This window comes from Acinetobacter sp. AS23 (assembly GCF_023612055.1).
GTDB classification, from domain to species: Bacteria; Pseudomonadota; Gammaproteobacteria; order Pseudomonadales; family Moraxellaceae; genus Acinetobacter; species Acinetobacter oleivorans.
The window spans coordinates 2,280,453-2,297,864 of the sequence record NZ_CP082274.1; the positions used below are offsets into that span (position 1 = coordinate 2,280,453).

At 33.9% G+C, this 17,412-nt stretch carries 15 protein-coding genes, 1 tRNA gene and 1 pseudogene; 13 read left to right on the forward strand and 4 right to left on the reverse strand.

Annotation, left to right across the window (positions count from 1 at the left end; genetic code table 11):
• Nucleotides 1-11: 11 nt before the first annotated feature.
• From K6I41_RS10665 to K6I41_RS10685, 5 genes and pseudogenes are all read left to right on the forward strand, one after another.
• Complete coding sequence (locus K6I41_RS10665; protein WP_502800615.1) at nucleotides 12-2,552, forward strand: fimbria/pilus outer membrane usher protein; 2,541 nt, start codon at nucleotides 12-14, stop codon at nucleotides 2,550-2,552.
• Nucleotides 2,549-3,568, forward strand: a complete 1,020-nt coding sequence (locus tag K6I41_RS10670) for a fimbrial protein (protein ID WP_250374262.1) — start codon at nucleotides 2,549-2,551, stop codon at nucleotides 3,566-3,568. The genes K6I41_RS10665 and K6I41_RS10670 overlap by 4 nt, the downstream gene beginning before the upstream one ends.
• 558 nt (nucleotides 3,569-4,126) lie before the next feature.
• Nucleotides 4,127-4,306, forward strand: coding sequence for a hypothetical protein (locus K6I41_RS10675; protein WP_250374263.1), 180 nt, complete (start codon nucleotides 4,127-4,129; stop codon nucleotides 4,304-4,306).
• A gap of 88 nt (nucleotides 4,307-4,394) precedes the next feature.
• Nucleotides 4,395-5,392 (forward strand): annotated as a pseudogene (locus K6I41_RS10680) (AraC family transcriptional regulator).
• 99 nt (nucleotides 5,393-5,491) lie between these two features.
• A complete protein-coding gene (locus K6I41_RS10685) occupies nucleotides 5,492-6,118 on the forward strand; it encodes a sterol desaturase family protein (protein WP_250374264.1) in 627 nt (208 codons plus the stop codon).
• A 63-nt stretch (nucleotides 6,119-6,181) separates the two neighbouring features.
• Here the strand turns inward: K6I41_RS10685 and K6I41_RS10690 are convergent, their stop codons facing one another.
• Nucleotides 6,182-7,033, reverse strand: coding sequence for a LysR family transcriptional regulator (locus K6I41_RS10690; RefSeq protein ID WP_151987920.1), 852 nt, complete (start codon nucleotides 7,031-7,033; stop codon nucleotides 6,182-6,184).
• A 94-nt stretch (nucleotides 7,034-7,127) separates the two neighbouring features.
• On the opposite strand from K6I41_RS10690, the gene K6I41_RS10695 reads away from it, so the two are divergent.
• The 3 genes from K6I41_RS10695 to K6I41_RS10705 all read left to right on the forward strand — a co-directional run bounded on the left by K6I41_RS10695 (nucleotide 7,128) and on the right by K6I41_RS10705 (nucleotide 10,426).
• A complete protein-coding gene (locus tag K6I41_RS10695) occupies nucleotides 7,128-8,057 on the forward strand; it encodes a DMT family transporter (protein WP_216070572.1) in 930 nt (309 codons plus the stop codon).
• A 244-nt stretch (nucleotides 8,058-8,301) separates the two neighbouring features.
• Complete coding sequence (locus K6I41_RS10700; RefSeq protein WP_144730686.1) at nucleotides 8,302-8,766, forward strand: hypothetical protein; 465 nt, start codon at nucleotides 8,302-8,304, stop codon at nucleotides 8,764-8,766.
• Nucleotides 8,767-9,010: 244 nt separating this feature from the next.
• On the forward strand, nucleotides 9,011-10,426 hold the full coding sequence (locus K6I41_RS10705; protein WP_250374265.1) for a purine-cytosine permease family protein: 1,416 nt from the start codon (nucleotides 9,011-9,013) through the stop codon (nucleotides 10,424-10,426).
• Between the two features lie 62 nt (nucleotides 10,427-10,488).
• On the opposite strand, the gene K6I41_RS10710 is transcribed toward K6I41_RS10705, so the two are convergent.
• Complete coding sequence (locus K6I41_RS10710; protein WP_250374266.1) at nucleotides 10,489-10,926, reverse strand: PACE efflux transporter; 438 nt, start codon at nucleotides 10,924-10,926, stop codon at nucleotides 10,489-10,491.
• An 89-nt stretch (nucleotides 10,927-11,015) separates the two neighbouring features.
• Here K6I41_RS10710 and K6I41_RS10715 point away from each other — a divergent pair, with 89 nt between their 5' ends.
• Both K6I41_RS10715 and K6I41_RS10720 read left to right on the forward strand, forming a co-directional pair.
• Nucleotides 11,016-11,900, forward strand: coding sequence for a LysR family transcriptional regulator (locus K6I41_RS10715; protein ID WP_250374267.1), 885 nt, complete (start codon nucleotides 11,016-11,018; stop codon nucleotides 11,898-11,900).
• A gap of 1,180 nt (nucleotides 11,901-13,080) precedes the next feature.
• Nucleotides 13,081-13,157: transfer RNA gene (locus K6I41_RS10720), tRNA-Ile, on the forward strand.
• 183 nt (nucleotides 13,158-13,340) lie between these two features.
• Here K6I41_RS10720 and K6I41_RS10725 read toward each other — a convergent pair.
• Entirely contained in the window at nucleotides 13,341-14,204 is an 864-nt protein-coding gene (locus K6I41_RS10725; protein WP_250374268.1) for an iron-containing redox enzyme family protein, read from the reverse strand.
• A 278-nt stretch (nucleotides 14,205-14,482) separates the two neighbouring features.
• On the opposite strand from K6I41_RS10725, the gene K6I41_RS10730 reads away from it, so the two are divergent.
• The 3 genes from K6I41_RS10730 to K6I41_RS10740 all read left to right on the forward strand — a co-directional run bounded on the left by K6I41_RS10730 (nucleotide 14,483) and on the right by K6I41_RS10740 (nucleotide 16,685).
• Entirely contained in the window at nucleotides 14,483-15,055 is a 573-nt protein-coding gene (locus tag K6I41_RS10730; RefSeq protein ID WP_250374269.1) for a TetR/AcrR family transcriptional regulator, read from the forward strand.
• A gap of 173 nt (nucleotides 15,056-15,228) precedes the next feature.
• Complete coding sequence (locus K6I41_RS10735) at nucleotides 15,229-15,774, forward strand: 1-acyl-sn-glycerol-3-phosphate acyltransferase (protein ID WP_250374270.1); 546 nt, start codon at nucleotides 15,229-15,231, stop codon at nucleotides 15,772-15,774.
• Nucleotides 15,775-15,935: 161 nt separating this feature from the next.
• Entirely contained in the window at nucleotides 15,936-16,685 is a 750-nt protein-coding gene (locus tag K6I41_RS10740) for a YebC/PmpR family DNA-binding transcriptional regulator (RefSeq protein ID WP_005304550.1), read from the forward strand.
• A 44-nt stretch (nucleotides 16,686-16,729) separates the two neighbouring features.
• Here K6I41_RS10740 and K6I41_RS10745 read toward each other — a convergent pair whose 3' ends face one another.
• Nucleotides 16,730-17,200, reverse strand: coding sequence for an Lrp/AsnC family transcriptional regulator (locus K6I41_RS10745; protein WP_004642558.1), 471 nt, complete (start codon nucleotides 17,198-17,200; stop codon nucleotides 16,730-16,732).
• Nucleotides 17,201-17,412 lie beyond the last annotated feature (212 nt).

Sequence of the window (17,412 nt, forward strand, 5' to 3'; positions counted from 1 at the left end):
GCTCTAAAACTATGTCTAAATGGTTTATACCTTATATATGTTTAAAAAGCCCTTTTACTTGTTATGTGGCCTCAAGTATTGCGTTATTTATGCCTTTGGCAGCATATGCACAAAATAATGTTGATGTTTCAAGTTTCTCAAAAGCAGAATTTGATAGCAATTTTTTAGTAGGTAATGCACAAAAAATTGATATTGGTCGTTTCAAATATGGAAACCCCGTCTTAGCTGGCGAATATAGCTTAGATGTCTATATTAATGGTCAATGGTTGGGTAAACGACGCATGCGCTTTAATGCCAGCTCTCCTAACGTAAATGCCGAAACCTGTTTTACAGAAGCTATGTTACTAGAATATGGCGTAAAAGCTGATGTGCTTAGCCAACATTCTCATACATCCTCTCTTTCTTGTGATGCACTAGGTCATTGGATAGATAATGCTTTTTATTTATTTGATAGCTCTCGTTTAAGAATTGATATCTCTATCCCCCAAGTCACATTAGAAAAAAATGCACAGGGCTATATCGATCCACATCTTTGGGATCGAGGTATTAATGCAGCTTTTTTGACATATAACGCGACTGCTTATCAAATAGTTAACGAACAACATGAAAGTACATATGCTTTTATAGGGACTAATCTTGGAGCAAATTTAGCGAGTTGGCAATTTCGCCATAATGGACAATGGAAATGGCAAGACCATACTGATTTTCAATCTGATAATTCTTCTTATACTTCAACAAATACATATATACAAAAAGCATTTCCGAAAATTCATGGTGTTGTGACTTTAGGTGATTATTTTACTAATAGTGATTTTATCGATTCTTTACCATATCGCGGTGTAAATATTTCAAGTGATGACCGAATGCTTCCAAACAGTATGCTCGGTTATGCTCCCAGAGTGAGAGGTTATGCAAAAACCAATGCGAAAGTCGAGGTTAGGCAACAAGGCAACTTAATTTATCAAACAACAGTACCGCCCGGAAACTTTGAAATTAATGATCTTTACCCAACAGGATTTGGGGGGGAGCTACAAGTTTCGGTAATTGAATCTAATGGCGTAATTCAGAAATTCGCTATTCCCTATGCTTCTGTCGTCGAAATGCTACGCCCGCAAATGAGTCGATACTCTTTCACATTAGGACAGTTTCGAGATTCAAATCTAGGTCTAAATCCTTGGCTAATACAAGGTAAATATCAACGGGGAATTAATAATTACCTAACAACTTACACCGCACTTCAAGCAACGCAACAATATCTCTCACTCTTACTAGGTACGGCTTTTTCAACACCTATTGGAGCGATTTCTTTTAATGCTACCCAGTCAAAAACTGAGTTTGATCATCAACCTACAATGACTGGGCAAAGTTATCGCTTAAGCTACAGCAAGTTATTTTCACCAACAGATACTAATTTAACATTAGCGACTTATCGCTATTCAACTGAAAACTACCTCAAATTGCGTGATGCAATTTTAATTCAAGATTTACAAAAGCAAAATATTGATAGCTTTTCCGTAGGCAAACAAAAAAGTGAATTTCAGATTACTTTAAATCAGGTACTTCCAAAGCAATGGGGAAATTTTTACTTAGTCGGTTCATGGATAAATTATTGGAATCAACCCAAGACCAATAAACAGTTCCAATTAGGTTATAGCAATCAATTTAAAGATTTAACTTATAGTTTATCTGCAATGAGCAGCGAGATTGAAGAAGACGGCGCTCACACAGGACAAGATACCCAGTACCTTGCTTCTTTCTCTTTTCCTTTAGATTTTAAGAAAAATTCTCTGACTTTTAATAGTGTTATTGGTGATGACAGTCAGATTTTGAGCTTCAGTGGCTTTACAGGAAATCGCTTAAACTACGGCGCATCAATTTCTAATCAGGACCATGATCAAACCAACCTAAATATTAATGGTACCTATAAAACCAACTATACAACACTTGGTGCTTCATTCAGTCATGCAGATTCATACCAACAAGAAATGCTTAGCTTTAGTGGCAATGTGGTTGCACATTCTCAAGGAATTTTGTTTGGGCCAGATCAAGCCCAAACCATGGTGTTGGTCTATGCGCCGGATGCTACTGGAGCACAAGTCGATAATACACCTGGGCTAAGTATTAACAAAAATGGATATGCCGTTATTCCCTATGTTACGCCTTACCGTATGAATGACATTAGTCTTGACCCACAAGGCATGTCTACCCAAGTTGAACTTGCTGAAAGTAGTTTACGGATTGCGCCCTATGCAGGCTCAATCACTAAAGTCCAATTCTCAACAAAAAAAGGTAATGCACTTTTTATTAGTACAACAACATTAGATGGTTCACATCTACCTTTTGCCGCACAGGTATATAACCAGAATAACGAAGTAATAGGCATTGTCGCACAAGGCAGTCGCATTTATTTACGAACACCCTTAACCCATGATCGTTTATATGTGAAATGGGGAAATACGAGTACTGAAAAATGCGAAATTGAATACGATATAGCGGATCAAATAAAGCATAACAACCAACCAATTATTATGACAAAGGCAGTCTGTAAATGAATAATATTTTAAAAAAAATTGGATTTTTGGCAGTGAGTCTATTTGCTTATAGCCATACAAATGCAAATTGCAATTTAAGTAAAGGATTTACTACCGTCGATATTCCAATGACGATAGGTAAAATCGTGGTAAAACCAAACGATCCAATAGGAACGATCTTACAAAAGAATACTTTTACAATATCTCCTAATAATTCTACTGCAACTTGTAATCGTGCGAGTGATCAAATTATTGCAGCTCTCCCCTTAAATTATCCAATTAGCCCAATAGGCAATAATGTTTATGCCACCAATATTCCAGGTATTGGTATTCGACTTTATCGCGAAGCTGCCGATGCTTCAGATTTTTCAGGATATTATCCTTATAGACGTACATTAACACCTAATCAAACCTATACACTTTCCCCAGGGTATTTTGTTATGGAAGTTATTAAAACAGCCATGACAACTGGTTCTGGCGCACTAGTTGCAGGCCGTTATAGTACCTATTACGTATCAGGGCAACAGAACCGCCCATTTTTAACCACTACTGTATTAAGTAATGCCCCTATTCTTATTGCGTCTTCATCTTGTGAAATTCAAAATGGTGTAGATTCACCAGTTCAACTTCCAACCGTGATGAAATCAGGCTTTAGAGCGATTGGGTCAACCCAAGGAGAACAGAATTTTAATCTATCGATCTTATGTAATGGTGGCGAAAACAACTCTGGTATCGCTACGAGCAATACGATCAGCTTAAGTTTTGATTATAATTCTGATACCTCCAATAATCAGGTGATTAACAACAGTGCTGCGAATGCAATAAAAGCTAACGGCGTCGGTGTTGAACTGTTATGGAATATGAATGGGGCAAATAAGCCGATTCAAAAAGCAACCAAACTCAATATAGGTAGCGTGAGCTCCAACCAAACTGTTGAATATGATATTCCTTTAACTGCCCGTTATTATCAGACCGCCACTAATGTGACCGCAGGTGAGGTTAAAGCTACAGCGACGGTGACGATTCAATATGATTAACTATTCTCTATAAAATTACTAAAAACAAATAAGCTTAACGCTACCGAGGGAACACAAAGGCTATTTTTTAAAACTTTGTAGTTCTATTAAAAAATCACATAAAAAAATGCTCATAAGCAAAAATAGCAAATGAGCATTAGTGATAACCACTTAACCTGAAATACAAATTGTGGGAAATAGATCACAATTTGCATGACTATAATTTCAAAAAATAGCTTAAAGATCAAGTCTTTTTTTTAACAAAGATTCTAATAGCCAACATAACATATTGTTTTAAATAAATTAAAAAAATAAATTTAATTCATGAGCACTATTTTATAGTGTTTCTAAAGAATTATCATTCTATTAATTAATAAAAACTTAATTTTAAGAAAAATTAAAATTCACTCATCAAGCCAAATAAAACAAAAATTCTTTTATTTTCATAATTTTATATCAAAAACCATAAAAATTAAAATTTTACTGAATTACATAATTTATAATAAAAAAAACATAAAAAAATTTAGAATTCCCCTTCAATTGCAAATAATATCTTTAGACTTTTTATCAGAACGTAACATGCTCATTTTTTGGAAAATATTATGTATCTTATTACTAAGTCTAGGCGCTACAAGTATAGGTTTTGCGATTAGTAACATCGATTTTTTTCTTTTTTTTATAGGTTTCCTTTTATTAATCTGCTTTATCTTAGCTTTAAAGCAAGCACGTGAAGATGCTGGTTTCTTTCCCGATGATTAAAATACTATGAATTTCTAGGATATAGCATCAATAGTAAAATCATGATTGAATGCACCATAGAGTCTATAGGGATGGTTGTAATCAAAATATGTCAAAAAGTTCTTCAGATGCTGGAATTTTTTTGTGGATGACTTATCAGACTATGCAAAAGATGGGCTTAGATGCAGCATCTATTTTTGCAAGTGTAAATTTACCCAATCAGCCTCCCGATAAAAATATTCGTAGAGATAATTCGACTCAACAAAGGTTTTGGACAGCGGCTGAAGAAATAAGTGAAGACCCTGATATTGGCTTGCATGTAGGTAGTCAAATGCCACCATTCAGGGGATTAGTAATTGAATATCTATTTTTGAGTAGCTCAACTTTTGGAGAAGGTTTACAGCGTACCCTAAGATATCAAGCCATACTTACAGATGTATTTGACCTAGAATTAACAATTAAGGAAGATCAAGCAATACTGTCTGGTTTTAAGCATCCCGTAAGACATTATCTTGAATGTGCCATAGGTATTTTTCTTAATTTTTTTAAATATATTACAAATAAAGAGTTTAGACCTACTCAAATTATCTTGCCCCATCAAGAAGGGGCATCAGCAGAAATATATGAGGAAATATGGAATTGCTCCGTGATTTTAGGGCAAATGGAAGGTTCTATTATTTTTCCTAGCGTACTTTTAAATAAAGCTTCACCAGCTGCTGAACCAGAATTATTAAGAATTCATGAAACGCTTGCAGAACAACAGTTACTGACTTTAGAAAAGCATCAACTCGTTTATGCTATTGAGCGTTTGCTTAGCAATGGATTACTTGAATCTGGGCATTTTGATCAAAAATTTATTGCTGAACAATTAAATCGTACCCCTCGTACCCTTCGAGCAGATTTACAAGCAATTAATATAAATTATGAGAAAATTTTAAATCAGCATCGGGAAAACTAGCCAGACGTTTACTTGCTCACACACAAGAAACCATTGATCAAATAGTTTATCTAACTGGTTTTTCTGAACCCTCTGCTTTTACGCGAGCTTTTAAACGTTGGACTGGTGAGACTCCTAGTGCTTATCGCCAGCGTAAACAAAATAGTTAAATTGATTCTAATGACACTTATCTAGCTGCCTGCTAAGTCAAAGGGATAAAACATTCTTCTTTTACAATCATTTTAAATTGTAATTAAGAAGTTCCCAATATGCTTGGTTTTCCTGTAGGTGTTTTTGTTGCTAATGGTCTTGAATGGTACTTTCATAAAGTCTGGTTACACGAATATCCAAGTCAGTATCGTAATAGCCCATTTTTCACTCACATCGCTCATCCTAAACGCGCTCGCTTAAATGGTTTTCAAGATGACGGTTATGCTGAATCAATGTTTAAAAATGCTGAAATTTATAATGAAAAAACAGCATTAATTGGATTAGCTGGAGCTGCTACAATTTTTTTGCCTGTCGCTCCATTTTTTACAGCTGGGCTCTATTATGGTTTATGGAATTATTGGCGTGTACATTCAAAAGCACATTTAGATTCAGAATATGCAAAAAAACGTATTCCTTGGCACTATGATCATCACATGACAAGTAATCAAAATGCTAATTGGTGCGTTACTAAACCTTGGTTTGACTATATTATGGGAACTAGAGTCACTACCGAAGTGTCTCAAACCGAGACCAATCCACTTGGTATTAAATTACCAAAGTTTTTAGAAAAACCAATTAATTTTACTGCTAGACGTATACTCACCAAATCCTATGCCAAAATTGATTTAAATTCTGTTCAGGATCAATCTAATTTACGCAACGGAATAGAAGTCAGTTTAACCTAAATATATCAAAATAAAAAAGCTGCGGACTCCAGCAGCTTTTTATATAAATCGATAGTTAACAGCTTAAACTTTAAAGGGTTCGAAGCAGCTCACAAGAAAATCCATTACTACTCTTATTGCTGGACTATGCCGTAAATCTTCATGTGTAACTAACCAAATTTCAGCACTCATCGGATGGTCATCTTGTAATCGAACTAAATTGCTAAGAGCACCTAAAAAATCTGGTAAGACCGCTAACCCCACTTCTCCACATGCAGCTCTCCACTGTAACTCAGGATGGTTGGTCACCATAATGGGTTCTTTATGATTTAATCTTTCTTTTAATTTTTGCTGTTTTTGACCATGTACTCCCCCTACTTCTACACTAATCCATTCATAATTTTCAGGAGCCGTTGAAGCCAAATAATTTGGACCGGCATATATTCCAAAGGGTATTTCCCCTACTTTACGAGCTACTAAATTTTCATCTTTAGGACGGCCAAATCTTACCGCAATATCAGCCTCACTATGCTGTAAAGAAACATAATGGACATCACCGAGCACGCGCAATTTTAATTGAGGATAATGACGATAAAATCTGCCTAGATGAGGCATGATGAGATGTGCCGCAGTTAAAGGGGGCATACTAACAGAAACACTTCCCATCACTTCTTGCTGACCAGCCTGAGTTAAACGTTCAATAGAAAAAGTTTCTTCCATCATACGAGCAACCACTTGCGCAAGACGTTCACCATCAGGAGTTAGGATGTAAGTACGTGGTCTACGATCAACTAATTTAAGTTTTAAGTTTTGTTCTAGCTGGGCAATTCTTCTAGATACAGTTGCATGATCTACTCCCAATTTTCGGGCAGCCGCTGACAGTGACTTTTCTTCTGTAAAAACTGAAAAGTAATGTAAATTTTCCCAATCAATCATTGTGCAAATTTTCACATTAGAAGTGTATTAATATGGAATTGTACACCTTTATGTAATTGCCGAGAATAAAACCTTTCTTGATGGGAGCCTGTCCATGAACAGAACGGTGGCTTATGCCTATGCTGGTGTTGTCTTAACAATGTTTTTTTGGGGATCAGCATTTAATGCAATGTCTTATATCATTCAACATATGCCTCCGCTATCTGCTGCATCTGAACGGTTTTCAATTGCAAGCCTAGGCTTACTTCTGATCTTTTCAATAACAGGCCAATTAAGATGGGCAGCTTTAAGCCAGAATTTAGTTATCTACCTTGTGATTGGGGTAATTGGAATTGCAGGATTCAACATAGGCTGTTTTTACGGCTTAAAAACGACATCTGCCGTGAACGGTGCTTTAATTATGGCAACTACACCGTTAATGACTCTATTAATGACAATCATGCTAGATGGTGAAAAACTTACCACTAGTAAATTTTTAGGCGTTTTATTCGGTTTAAGTGGCGTGTTACTTGTGATTAGTCAGGGCCATATAACAACTTTACTTCACCTCAAAATAGACATTGGAGATCTATTTATATTATTGGGTGCATTTGGATTTTGTTTCGCAAATGTACTATCTCGTCGTTATGTAAAAAATGCTACTCCGCTAGAAACAACGACTTTTTCTATGATGTTTGGAGCAATAACACTTGGTTTGTTGAGTGTGATATTTGAAAATCCTCTTTCAGCCATTGCATCTGCACCCCTAAATGCACATTTAGCCATGGGATATGTGGTTATCTGCTCTACCATGATTGCTTATTTATTCTGGTTTAATGGCATACAAAAGTTAGGTGCTGGTCGCGCTTCGGTATTTTTTAACTTTGTACCAGTGTTCAGTATGATAATTGCTTTGCTTGCTGGGCAAACCCTTAATATCTGGCAGTTGGTAGGAACAGGTTTGGTGATGCTTGGTGTAATGAGTAGCGGAGGTTTTTTAAAAATTAAAAGTACTCCACTTATGGCAAAACATTGTACAAAATAAGAAATATGCTGCTACATTAAAATTCTATTATTAATATGTAACAGCATTTTCAAATATAAAATACAAAATCACCTCCCGACAATCTCTTTAAGTTCCTATATTTTCGAAAATATTTTTTACATTTTTGAAGTTTTATACAAAAGCTCATCTTAATTATTCCGTTGTAACAAATACTGTATGTTTCTTTAAAACTTAATAAAAAATTGCCATATATAGTTTTAAAACAACCAAAGGAGATATTAAAATGAAGCTGGATTTTACAACTATTGAAAAGCAAGCCAAATTGCTACAAGAAGAACAAGAAAAGATCGAGCAACGAGATCATGAATTTCAAGTTGCTTTAGATAAACACCGGGAATCCCTAAAGAGTTTATTTAAAGATCTTTTCTCTGACCGAGAAGTTAAGACAGAAAATGGAGGCCACTTTTGTGTAAATTTTGGTGATTTCAAAATTTCTTTGTTGATTGAAACTGCTAAATTTGAAAATGGTGTTCCTGTAAAATTAAATTCGGTAAATCCTGTTATTATTAAATGCAAGAAAGATAAGCCCATTGCAAAAGCCCAGTTTACTGATGCAACACAATATCTAGATAACCATTTAGAAACTCCAAATTATCAATATTATTTTAAGCAAGAAGATAAAACCCAACTCGTGCAATTTTCTGAACTTCCTACTTATTTCCAAATCGTTTTAGATGCAAACGCATAAAGTTGAGCCCTCTGTAGAGGGCTTTTTATATATTATTTTTCAATTATTTAACTTTTTAAAAAATAAAATTAATCAAATATATTTTCTATTTATCTATGAATTATTTAAGCCACATTTAGCTTTTACAGCCTCAAAAACTGTTTGATTATTTTTCAAATTACTTGTATATACATGTTTGTATTTGTTTGTACAAATACTGACTTAATAAAAATAGAGTGGACTCTTAAAGGACAAGGAGAGTGTAATGGACTCATCGGCTGAGAAACCCAATAGTAGTTTTATTGAAAACCGAAGTATTGACTTTATTCCAGAAAATGAAAGACATGGCGGAGTATTTGCTCAATTCACCCTCTGGTTTGGTGCTAATTTACAAATCACAGCCATTGTGACGGGTGCGCTAGCAGTTGTATTAGGTGGGGATGTTTTTTGGTCCATTATTGGTTTATTCGTGGGACAATGTTTTGGTGCTGCCGTTATGGCGCTACATGCCGCCCAAGGTCCTAAACTTGGCCTTCCTCAAATGATTTCAAGCCGTGTGCAATTTGGGGTATATGGTGCTTGTATTCCAATCATACTTGTTTGCCTCATGTATATTGGCTTTACCGCAACTGGAGAGGTATTAGCTGGTAAAGCAATTGCACATCTAGCACATGTCAGCAATACAACTGGTATCTTAATTTACGCATGTTTAATCATTATATTTGCAACGATTGGATATCGTTTAATTCATTTGGTAGGCAAAGTAGCCAGTATTATTGGTTTAATCGCTTTTGTGATTATCTTGACTCAAATTTTAGCACTTTCTGATTTATCAGAACTCTTAGCAGTACGTCATTTCAGTTGGTCTTCATTTTTGTTAGCAGTTTCACTTTCTGCTTCTTGGCAAATTTCTTTTGGGCCTTATGTTGCAGACTACTCCCGTTATCTTCCAACTAAAACGTCTTCATCTCGTGTATTTTGGGCCGTTGGTTTAGGTTCTCTATTGGGTTCACAAATTTCCATGAGCCTAGGTGTTTTGATTGCTCAAGTCGCAAACGGCAATTTTGTCGGAAATGAAGTTCAATATGTTGTGGGTATGAACCCAATTGCCGTCGTCGTGATCTTTTTATATTTTAGTATCGCTTTTGGCAAAGTTACTCTGACCACCTTAAATGCTTACGGTAGTTTTATGTGCATTGCTACGGTTTGGAATAGTTTCAAATCGACAAATCAAATCTCAAAAATAACAAGATTACTCATTGTCCTTGCTATGGTTGTGATTTCGACTTTCATTGCTATTATAGGTGAACATACTTTTTTAAGTGCTTTTAAAGCATTTATTTTGTTTTTACTTACCTTCTTTATTCCATGGAGTGCTATTAATCTGGTTGATTACTACTTTATCTCTAAAGAAGAATGTGATGTAGATGCGCTCTATGATCCAAATGGCAAGTATGGCCGTTGGAATCGAATTGGTATCACCTGCTACTTTCTCGGTATTTTGATCCAACTGCCTTTTATTGATAGTAAATTTTATACGGGACAAATTGCTGCAATGTTAGGAGGGATCGACTTATCATGGCTGGTAGGACTTATTTCTACAGCGGTGATTTATTATATTTTCGCCAAGAAAGCTCAACTTAAGTTTTCAAAGCAGTTAGTCATTGATCAAATCAAATAATTAAACTAGAGATAAGCTATCAAAGTCACACACCTTGATAGCTTATTAAGCTGATTTAGTGACTATTCTTTCAATGCTTTAGCTTGTGCCGAAACAGGCAATCCAAATAACTTATCAAAGCTCCAATTAAATATAAAAGTATAGATAGGAATAATGATAATAAAAGCCACATCTAACCAAAAAGCAGCAATCAGAGAAATATCCATCCACCATGCAATAAGAGGAATCAAAAATAGGACTAAAGTCAGCTGGAAACCAATAGCATGTGCAACTCTACGCTTAACTGTACGAACATTACTGCTTTGTCTAGCCTCCCACTTCTCATATAAAATATTGTAGATAAAATTCCAAGTTACAGCGATGGTCGTAATCATGACAGAGAGTGGTCCTGTATGTTCAACACTATCACCTGCCAAAATCGCTAAACCTACTGATGAAATAATCATTCCGATAACTTCATAAGAAGAAACATAGACTATTCTTCGCTTTACACCTTGCATAATAGGCAAACTCTAACTAATTCTTTATATTTTAATTTCAGTCAAAATCATATATAAAGTTAATAGCTTTCAGTTTTACTGATATCAAAATGAATTTTAACAGCGAAAATATTGAACTTTTTATTACTGTACTAGATACAGGATCTTTCTCTGCGGCCGCCCGTAAACTAAATCGAGTACCTTCAGCAGTCAGTATGGCAGTTGCTAATCTAGAAGCAGAATTGGGTTACACTTTATTTGAACGTACTCCACGCAAGGTCATTCCTACACCTACCGCATTAGCTTTGGAACCTCAAGCACGAATTATTTCCGAACAACTTAGGCTATTTAGTACTCATGCCCATGAACTTTCTTTAGGACTAGAGAGTAAATTACGTATTGGTGTGGTCTCAGACGTAAATACAAAACTATTATTTTTTTCAATAAAGAAGTTAGCTGATAAATTCCCCTTACTAAATATAGAGGTTATTACTGCACCTCAAGATGACATTCTTAATTTACTTTATAGGGAAGAAATTAGTCTTTGCTTAGCTGGTTCAGACCTCAATATAAAAATGCGTGAGAATCTGCAATTAGTAATGACTGAAACAGTCGTTGCTACTATCTCGTCTAGTCATACTCTTCTACAAGAAAAAACAAAGCATTTTTCTATTGAAGAGTTAATCAATATTAGACAAATTGTAGTGGCGAGTAGCGACCATGAAATGACTGATTCTCGATCAATTATTGGTGCGATGTACTGGAAAACGAATAGTCTACAAACAGCAATTAATATGGTTGAAGCAGGACTCGGTTGGGGAAACTTCCCATTATCATTAGTACAAGAAAAAATTGCTCAAGGTCATTTAGTTCTTTTAGATTTTAAAAATACTAAAAATCATTTACCTCTATCCATTTACTTAATTTGGCTTCAAGACCGCCCCTTATCTAAAGCGGCTCGAGAACTCATTCAGATTATTCAAGAAAACTTATAATTTCTTATACTGTAGCTCTCTGAGCACACATGATCTTTCTATAGTTTTATTTCTAATTATATACTTACTTTTAAAATTCAGATTATTGCTCTTTCCTATTTTCTATATATTACAAAAAGCAAGAAGCCTACTTTAAAAAGCAGGCTTCTTGCTGTATTTCAGGACTAAGCAATAGTTTTTTATTTTGGGAAAATACATTTGTACTTTATTAAAACCCAGCATTTTAGTCAAGAATAAATTCAATAAAATACAATCATTTGTATCGAGCGTGAAAGTAGTCACACTTTAAGTTTTGTATAGAAAACACATGAGAAAAAGAAAGAAGTTTCAATTAAAAATTTCCAATTCTCCCACTGAAAAGTTCTAATTTTTTAATAAAATCAGATAAAGGTCTTAATTTTAAGGAGGCTCACTCTGCTCCCTTATTTTTTGTATTTCCTCGTTAAAGCTTATGGATTTTTTCCCTATGCTCTAAACAAAATTAATTTCATAAATATTATCTTTGTATTATTAGTTTTTTGAAAATTAATTAGAATTTTAGATTCACCTTACTCAAAAAATTAATTACTTTCATTAGATTTATTACAGTAACTATTAGACTGCAAAGAATAACCCTCATTAAAATGATATAAAGTTGACTATGATAAGAGTACATCATTCTATAAATAGGATTTTATAAAGTTATACGTTTTCTAAATATTTAGCGTAGATAAATATTTCTTAAATTAAGTTTATTTAGAATATTCTATAGTCGTTATTGAACAAATATTTATAAATTCTATGTAAGACATAAATGTATAAATTATGTGTGTAATTTTTTTGAAAAACCAATTTGGTCACATTTTAAGCAATATTCAATCAACCTGAAATTTGATTATTTTTCAAACAAAAGATGTTTTAAAAGAATTAACTATTCGAACTGATAATTAACTAAAACCCAATCACTATAAACTTCTGACTGGCATAAGTTCTAATTGATCGATAAATAACTAAGTTCACTTTACTCATGAAGTGCTCATACGCTAGAATCACTCTCGCTCGTAATATTTAACCAAAATAACACAATATTTTTTGGGTCTTGTATGCGCCTAGTTTAGAAAATGACTTGTGTTTGATTAAAAAATTGATTAGTATTGCACGCACTGAAAGGCCTTGAGATTTAAAGCTTTTCTGACTTATAGGGCCTATAGCTCAGTTGGTTAGAGCAGCGGACTCATAATCCGTTGGTCCCGTGTTCAAGTCACGGTGGGCCCACCAAATACAAAACCTCATAAACTAAAAAGTTTATGAGGTTTTTTAATGCTTATCTAAATAGAATTCGTTTTACCGTTATAAACAATATTCAAAATTTAATTATCAAAATGTAAATTTTATTTTATCTTAAAATTTTAACTGCTTTAAAATACGTTTTTTCTAAACTCAATACTTCTATTTCTTCTATTAAGCTAAGATTTTCTTCCGCATAAGCTCTGTATGTTCTAATTGAGCATCCCAAAATTTTTCCCATAAATCACAATACTCTAAGCACAATTTTTCAATATAGTTATAATCTTCTTCTGTACAAGCTTGCATTAAGACATACCATAAGTCTTCTTCATGATCATCGTCTGCGGCTTCGGCACTTTCATCTTCAGAAATACCATGTACATGATAATAACCACCACCCTCTACCTCTAAACCTACAGCTTTAGTCGCTTTACGTAACGGTGGGCTATAAAGAATTACCTCTTCTTCTGCGACTGCTAATAAGGCTGAAACAGCTTTATAGTCATCATAAGTATTTTCTAAAAACACTCTAACTTGATTTGCAATTTCAGTCGGCTGATAAGTCAGACGATCTTGTTCTGTAATACCAAAATCATTTAATACGTCTTCAAATAAAGGATAGTGAGCATATTCAGGATTTCCCTGATAATAACCATCTTTGTCTAAACCTGGACGAAATCCAAACTCATCAAAAATATTTAGGCTTAAAAGAAAGCGCGGAAACATTTTCGCACCGGCATGCAATCTTGGCTCTAGTTGTTTAGTTTGAAATTGGGCCATGAGCAATGCATCAGTAAAAGTTTGTACAATTGCATGGCGATATTCTAAATGTATTTTTTTTAAATTTTCTTTATTAATTTCTCCGTTATTTAAAATATCAATTGCAGGATGGTGTGACACCGCATGTTTAGCAATTTTTTCTCTTAATTGGGTCAAAAAGTCTGAATTTTTTTCCCATAGTTCAGTAGAAATGCTTTGCTTCATCCCTGCGAGTGCTTTCTTTCTAGGATTATTAAAATTCTCAAATTTCTTAGGCATATCTACTCTCATTAAACTTATTGAAGCCTGATCGATTTTTACATATTTTATTATAAAAACAATGACTTAAATTAATATTTAAATATGTTCCTTTCTCAATCCATATTAGAATTAAAATCGTACGAAATCAAATAGAAAATTAAAAAAAACTTATGTTAATGATTATCATTATCAAAATATCAACTTGAATCCAATCCCTTTTTTTATTATGATCATTGATATTAAAATTTTAATTTTTTCGATTAAGTTATAATTAGTTCTAACTATATGGAATAGTAATGTCAAAAAAAGAAGATATTATAAATACTGCTTTAAATTTATTTAATCAGATTGGCTACAATGCAACTGGTGTTGACCGTATTATTGCTGAATCTAATGTTGCAAAGATGACCTTTTATAAATATTTTCCTTCAAAAGAAAATTTAATTATGGAGTGTTTGCAACATAGAAACTTAAATATTCAAAATTCAATTAATGAACAATTAAATTTATGTCAAGATGCTAACCCGCTTGAGAAAATTCGTATTATTTTTAATTGGTATATTGAATGGATTAATAGCGAAACATTTAATGGTTGCTTATTTAAAAAAGCATTTATTGAAGTATCTAAACAATATACTTCAATTCGTGAACCATTTTACGAGTATACAAAGTGGTTAACTCATTTACTACAAGACCAGCTCACTCAATTAGGTATAGAAAACCCTACTCCCCTTACTCATATTATTATTTCTATTATTGATGGGATGATTATTGATGGAACAACAGATAAAAAACTAATTAACGCTGAAAAAATTTGGCAGTATATTGAGTTTTTAATTAATGAAGAAATACCTCAACAGGTTTCTTAATTTTAAAATTATCTAAGTTTATTATGTTTAAAGAAAAATAAAAAAGAACTTTTTAAATCTTCAAGCTTAGATAATCTTCATTTTTAATTGACTACTTTAGCTTTCATAATTTTTCTAGGCTTTTTTACAAACTCATATTAGAATCCTGCAAATTTATCACCTTGCACTGATCTATGAAAAAATTTCTAGCTAACTCTATCTTTAAAGCTGCTGGTTGGACCTATAATGTAGATCCCGAAATTATTGAAAAAAAACAAGTTATTATTGGATTTGAACATACTTCAAATCTAGATGCAGTGCTCTCTATTGCTCTCTTCCAAATTTTAGACATTAAGATTCATACTTTAATAAAGAAAGAACTCTTTAAGGGTCCCCTTAAGCCAGTTTTAGAAAAACTTGGTGGCATTCCAGTTGACCGCAAAGCGAGTAAAGATATTGTTTCTCAAATGGTTGAACAATTTCAAACTCATGAAACTTTTAATTTGGTGATTGCTCCTGAAGCTACTCGTGCGAAAGATGGCTCAGAACGTAAACCTATCCGTACAGGTTTTTGGCATATAGCAAAAGCAGCGAATGTTCCAATTGTGCTTATGTATGCCAACGCTCGAAGCAAACAAGGCGGGATTCTAGGCAAAATTTACCCAACAGACTTACAAAAAGATTTGGAAACGATTAAAGAGCTATATGCGCAATTTGACATAGATGTCAAAATTAACTAGATCAAATTGGATTTGATTCGGCCTGATCTCACTCATTAGGCCTTAAGGTTATTATTCTTATTCAATTGGCTAACAAAACGCAGGGCAACAGTTTTCAACAAAACCAAGCCTATGCTAATATTCCAGCACTTTTGCATTTTCTTTTTTTGGAGTTCACGTCCATGGCGGGTCATTCTAAATGGGCCAATATTAAGCATCGTAAAGCGAAACAAGATGCAAGTCGCGGTAAAGTTTTTACTAAATATATTCGTGAAATTGTGACTGCTGCCAAACTTGGTGGTGGAGATGCTGCTAGTAACCCTCGTTTGCGTGCAGTAGTTGAAAAAGCACTTTCAGTTAATATGACACGTGACACCATCAACCGTGCAATCCAACGTGGTGCCGGTGGTGAAGATAATGATGATTTAAAAGAAGTAACTTACGAAGGTTATGGTGTTGGCGGTGTTGCTGTTCTTGTTGAGACAATGACAGATAACTTAAACCGTACAGTACCAGATGTACGTCACTGTTTTAGTAAAACAAATGGTAACCTAGGAACTGCGGGTTCTGTAGCTTATCTATTTACTAAACGTGGTGAAATTACTTTTGAAGATGTTTCTTTAGAAGACAAAATCATGGAAATTGCTTTAGAAGCTGGCGCTGAAGATATTGAAGTTTCAGAAGATGAAATTTTAGTAATCACTTCACCAGAAACTTTTGGTGAAGTTCAAGATGCTCTAACTGCTGCTGGTTTAAAATCTGACAACGCAGAAGTTGTTATGAGTCCATCAACTAAAGCTGAAATTACTGATGTCGACCAAGCAAAACAAATTCTTAAAATGATTGATATGTTTGAAGATCTTGATGATGTACAAAACGTTTATACAAACGTTGAGTTCACAGATGAAGTTTTGGCTCAGCTTGATGCCTAAATCAAACATTTGAATTGAAAAAACGCACCATTTGGTGCGTTTTTTTATAGTTTATTGAGTAAGTTATAGCAGTTAAAAACATTATATTTTTTAATCACAAAGCTCGAATGCAGCGCAACAACATTATCAATTTTTCCAATACGTCTTAATAAAATTTCACTGTAGTCATCCATGTTACGTGCTACAAGTTCTAAAATAAAATCGGCACTTTGCCCTGTCACAAGAAATGCATTGGTCACTTCTGGAATTGCTTCTATTTCAGAAAGAAACTTATCAAATGTTTCGGTGTCATGCTTACTCAGTGACACTTGCAATAAAATGTGTAGGGTAAATCCAAGTTTACTAAAATTAATTTCCCTTTTGAGCTGCCCCATAACGTTGGCTTCAATCAGATGCTTAATCCGGCGATGTACAGAACTGACTGACAGATTGATCCGTTCTGAAAGTTCATTCAAATTTAAGTCTTCATGAGACAAAATTTCTAGAATTTGTTTATCAAAACGATCTAACTCCATTGTTATCTCCAGCCAGAATTTTACAGTAAGGACAGTATACCCTATACAACTCCCCTGCATTTAAAATACAAAGGTTTAAAAATAGCTAAAACGTTTATTCCTTTTACATATTTTATTGAAGACGTGCATTTTAACCGTGCAAATAATGGAGCATATGGCGCATTTTAGAAAGTCAATTTCATGCTCTCATTTATTTTTTTCAATATAATATC

What these genes read in the sequence shown, in the direction of transcription:
- K6I41_RS10665 (WP_502800615.1), top strand. Translation starts at nt 12, where the DNA reads ATGTCTAAATGGTTTATACCTTATATATGTTTAAAAAGCCCTTTTACT.
- K6I41_RS10670 (WP_250374262.1), top strand. Translation starts at nt 2,549, where the DNA reads ATGAATAATATTTTAAAAAAAATTGGATTTTTGGCAGTGAGTCTATTT.
- K6I41_RS10675 (WP_250374263.1), top strand. Translation starts at nt 4,127, where the DNA reads ATGCTCATTTTTTGGAAAATATTATGTATCTTATTACTAAGTCTAGGC.
- K6I41_RS10685 (WP_250374264.1), top strand. Translation starts at nt 5,492, where the DNA reads ATGCTTGGTTTTCCTGTAGGTGTTTTTGTTGCTAATGGTCTTGAATGG.
- K6I41_RS10690 (WP_151987920.1), bottom strand. Translation starts at nt 7,033, where the DNA reads ATGATTGATTGGGAAAATTTACATTACTTTTCAGTTTTTACAGAAGAA.
- K6I41_RS10695 (WP_216070572.1), top strand. Translation starts at nt 7,128, where the DNA reads ATGAACAGAACGGTGGCTTATGCCTATGCTGGTGTTGTCTTAACAATG.
- K6I41_RS10700 (WP_144730686.1), top strand. Translation starts at nt 8,302, where the DNA reads ATGAAGCTGGATTTTACAACTATTGAAAAGCAAGCCAAATTGCTACAA.
- K6I41_RS10705 (WP_250374265.1), top strand. Translation starts at nt 9,011, where the DNA reads ATGGACTCATCGGCTGAGAAACCCAATAGTAGTTTTATTGAAAACCGA.
- K6I41_RS10710 (WP_250374266.1), bottom strand. Translation starts at nt 10,926, where the DNA reads ATGCAAGGTGTAAAGCGAAGAATAGTCTATGTTTCTTCTTATGAAGTT.
- K6I41_RS10715 (WP_250374267.1), top strand. Translation starts at nt 11,016, where the DNA reads ATGAATTTTAACAGCGAAAATATTGAACTTTTTATTACTGTACTAGAT.
- K6I41_RS10725 (WP_250374268.1), bottom strand. Translation starts at nt 14,204, where the DNA reads ATGCCTAAGAAATTTGAGAATTTTAATAATCCTAGAAAGAAAGCACTC.
- K6I41_RS10730 (WP_250374269.1), top strand. Translation starts at nt 14,483, where the DNA reads ATGTCAAAAAAAGAAGATATTATAAATACTGCTTTAAATTTATTTAAT.
- K6I41_RS10735 (WP_250374270.1), top strand. Translation starts at nt 15,229, where the DNA reads ATGAAAAAATTTCTAGCTAACTCTATCTTTAAAGCTGCTGGTTGGACC.
- K6I41_RS10740 (WP_005304550.1), top strand. Translation starts at nt 15,936, where the DNA reads ATGGCGGGTCATTCTAAATGGGCCAATATTAAGCATCGTAAAGCGAAA.
- K6I41_RS10745 (WP_004642558.1), bottom strand. Translation starts at nt 17,200, where the DNA reads ATGGAGTTAGATCGTTTTGATAAACAAATTCTAGAAATTTTGTCTCAT.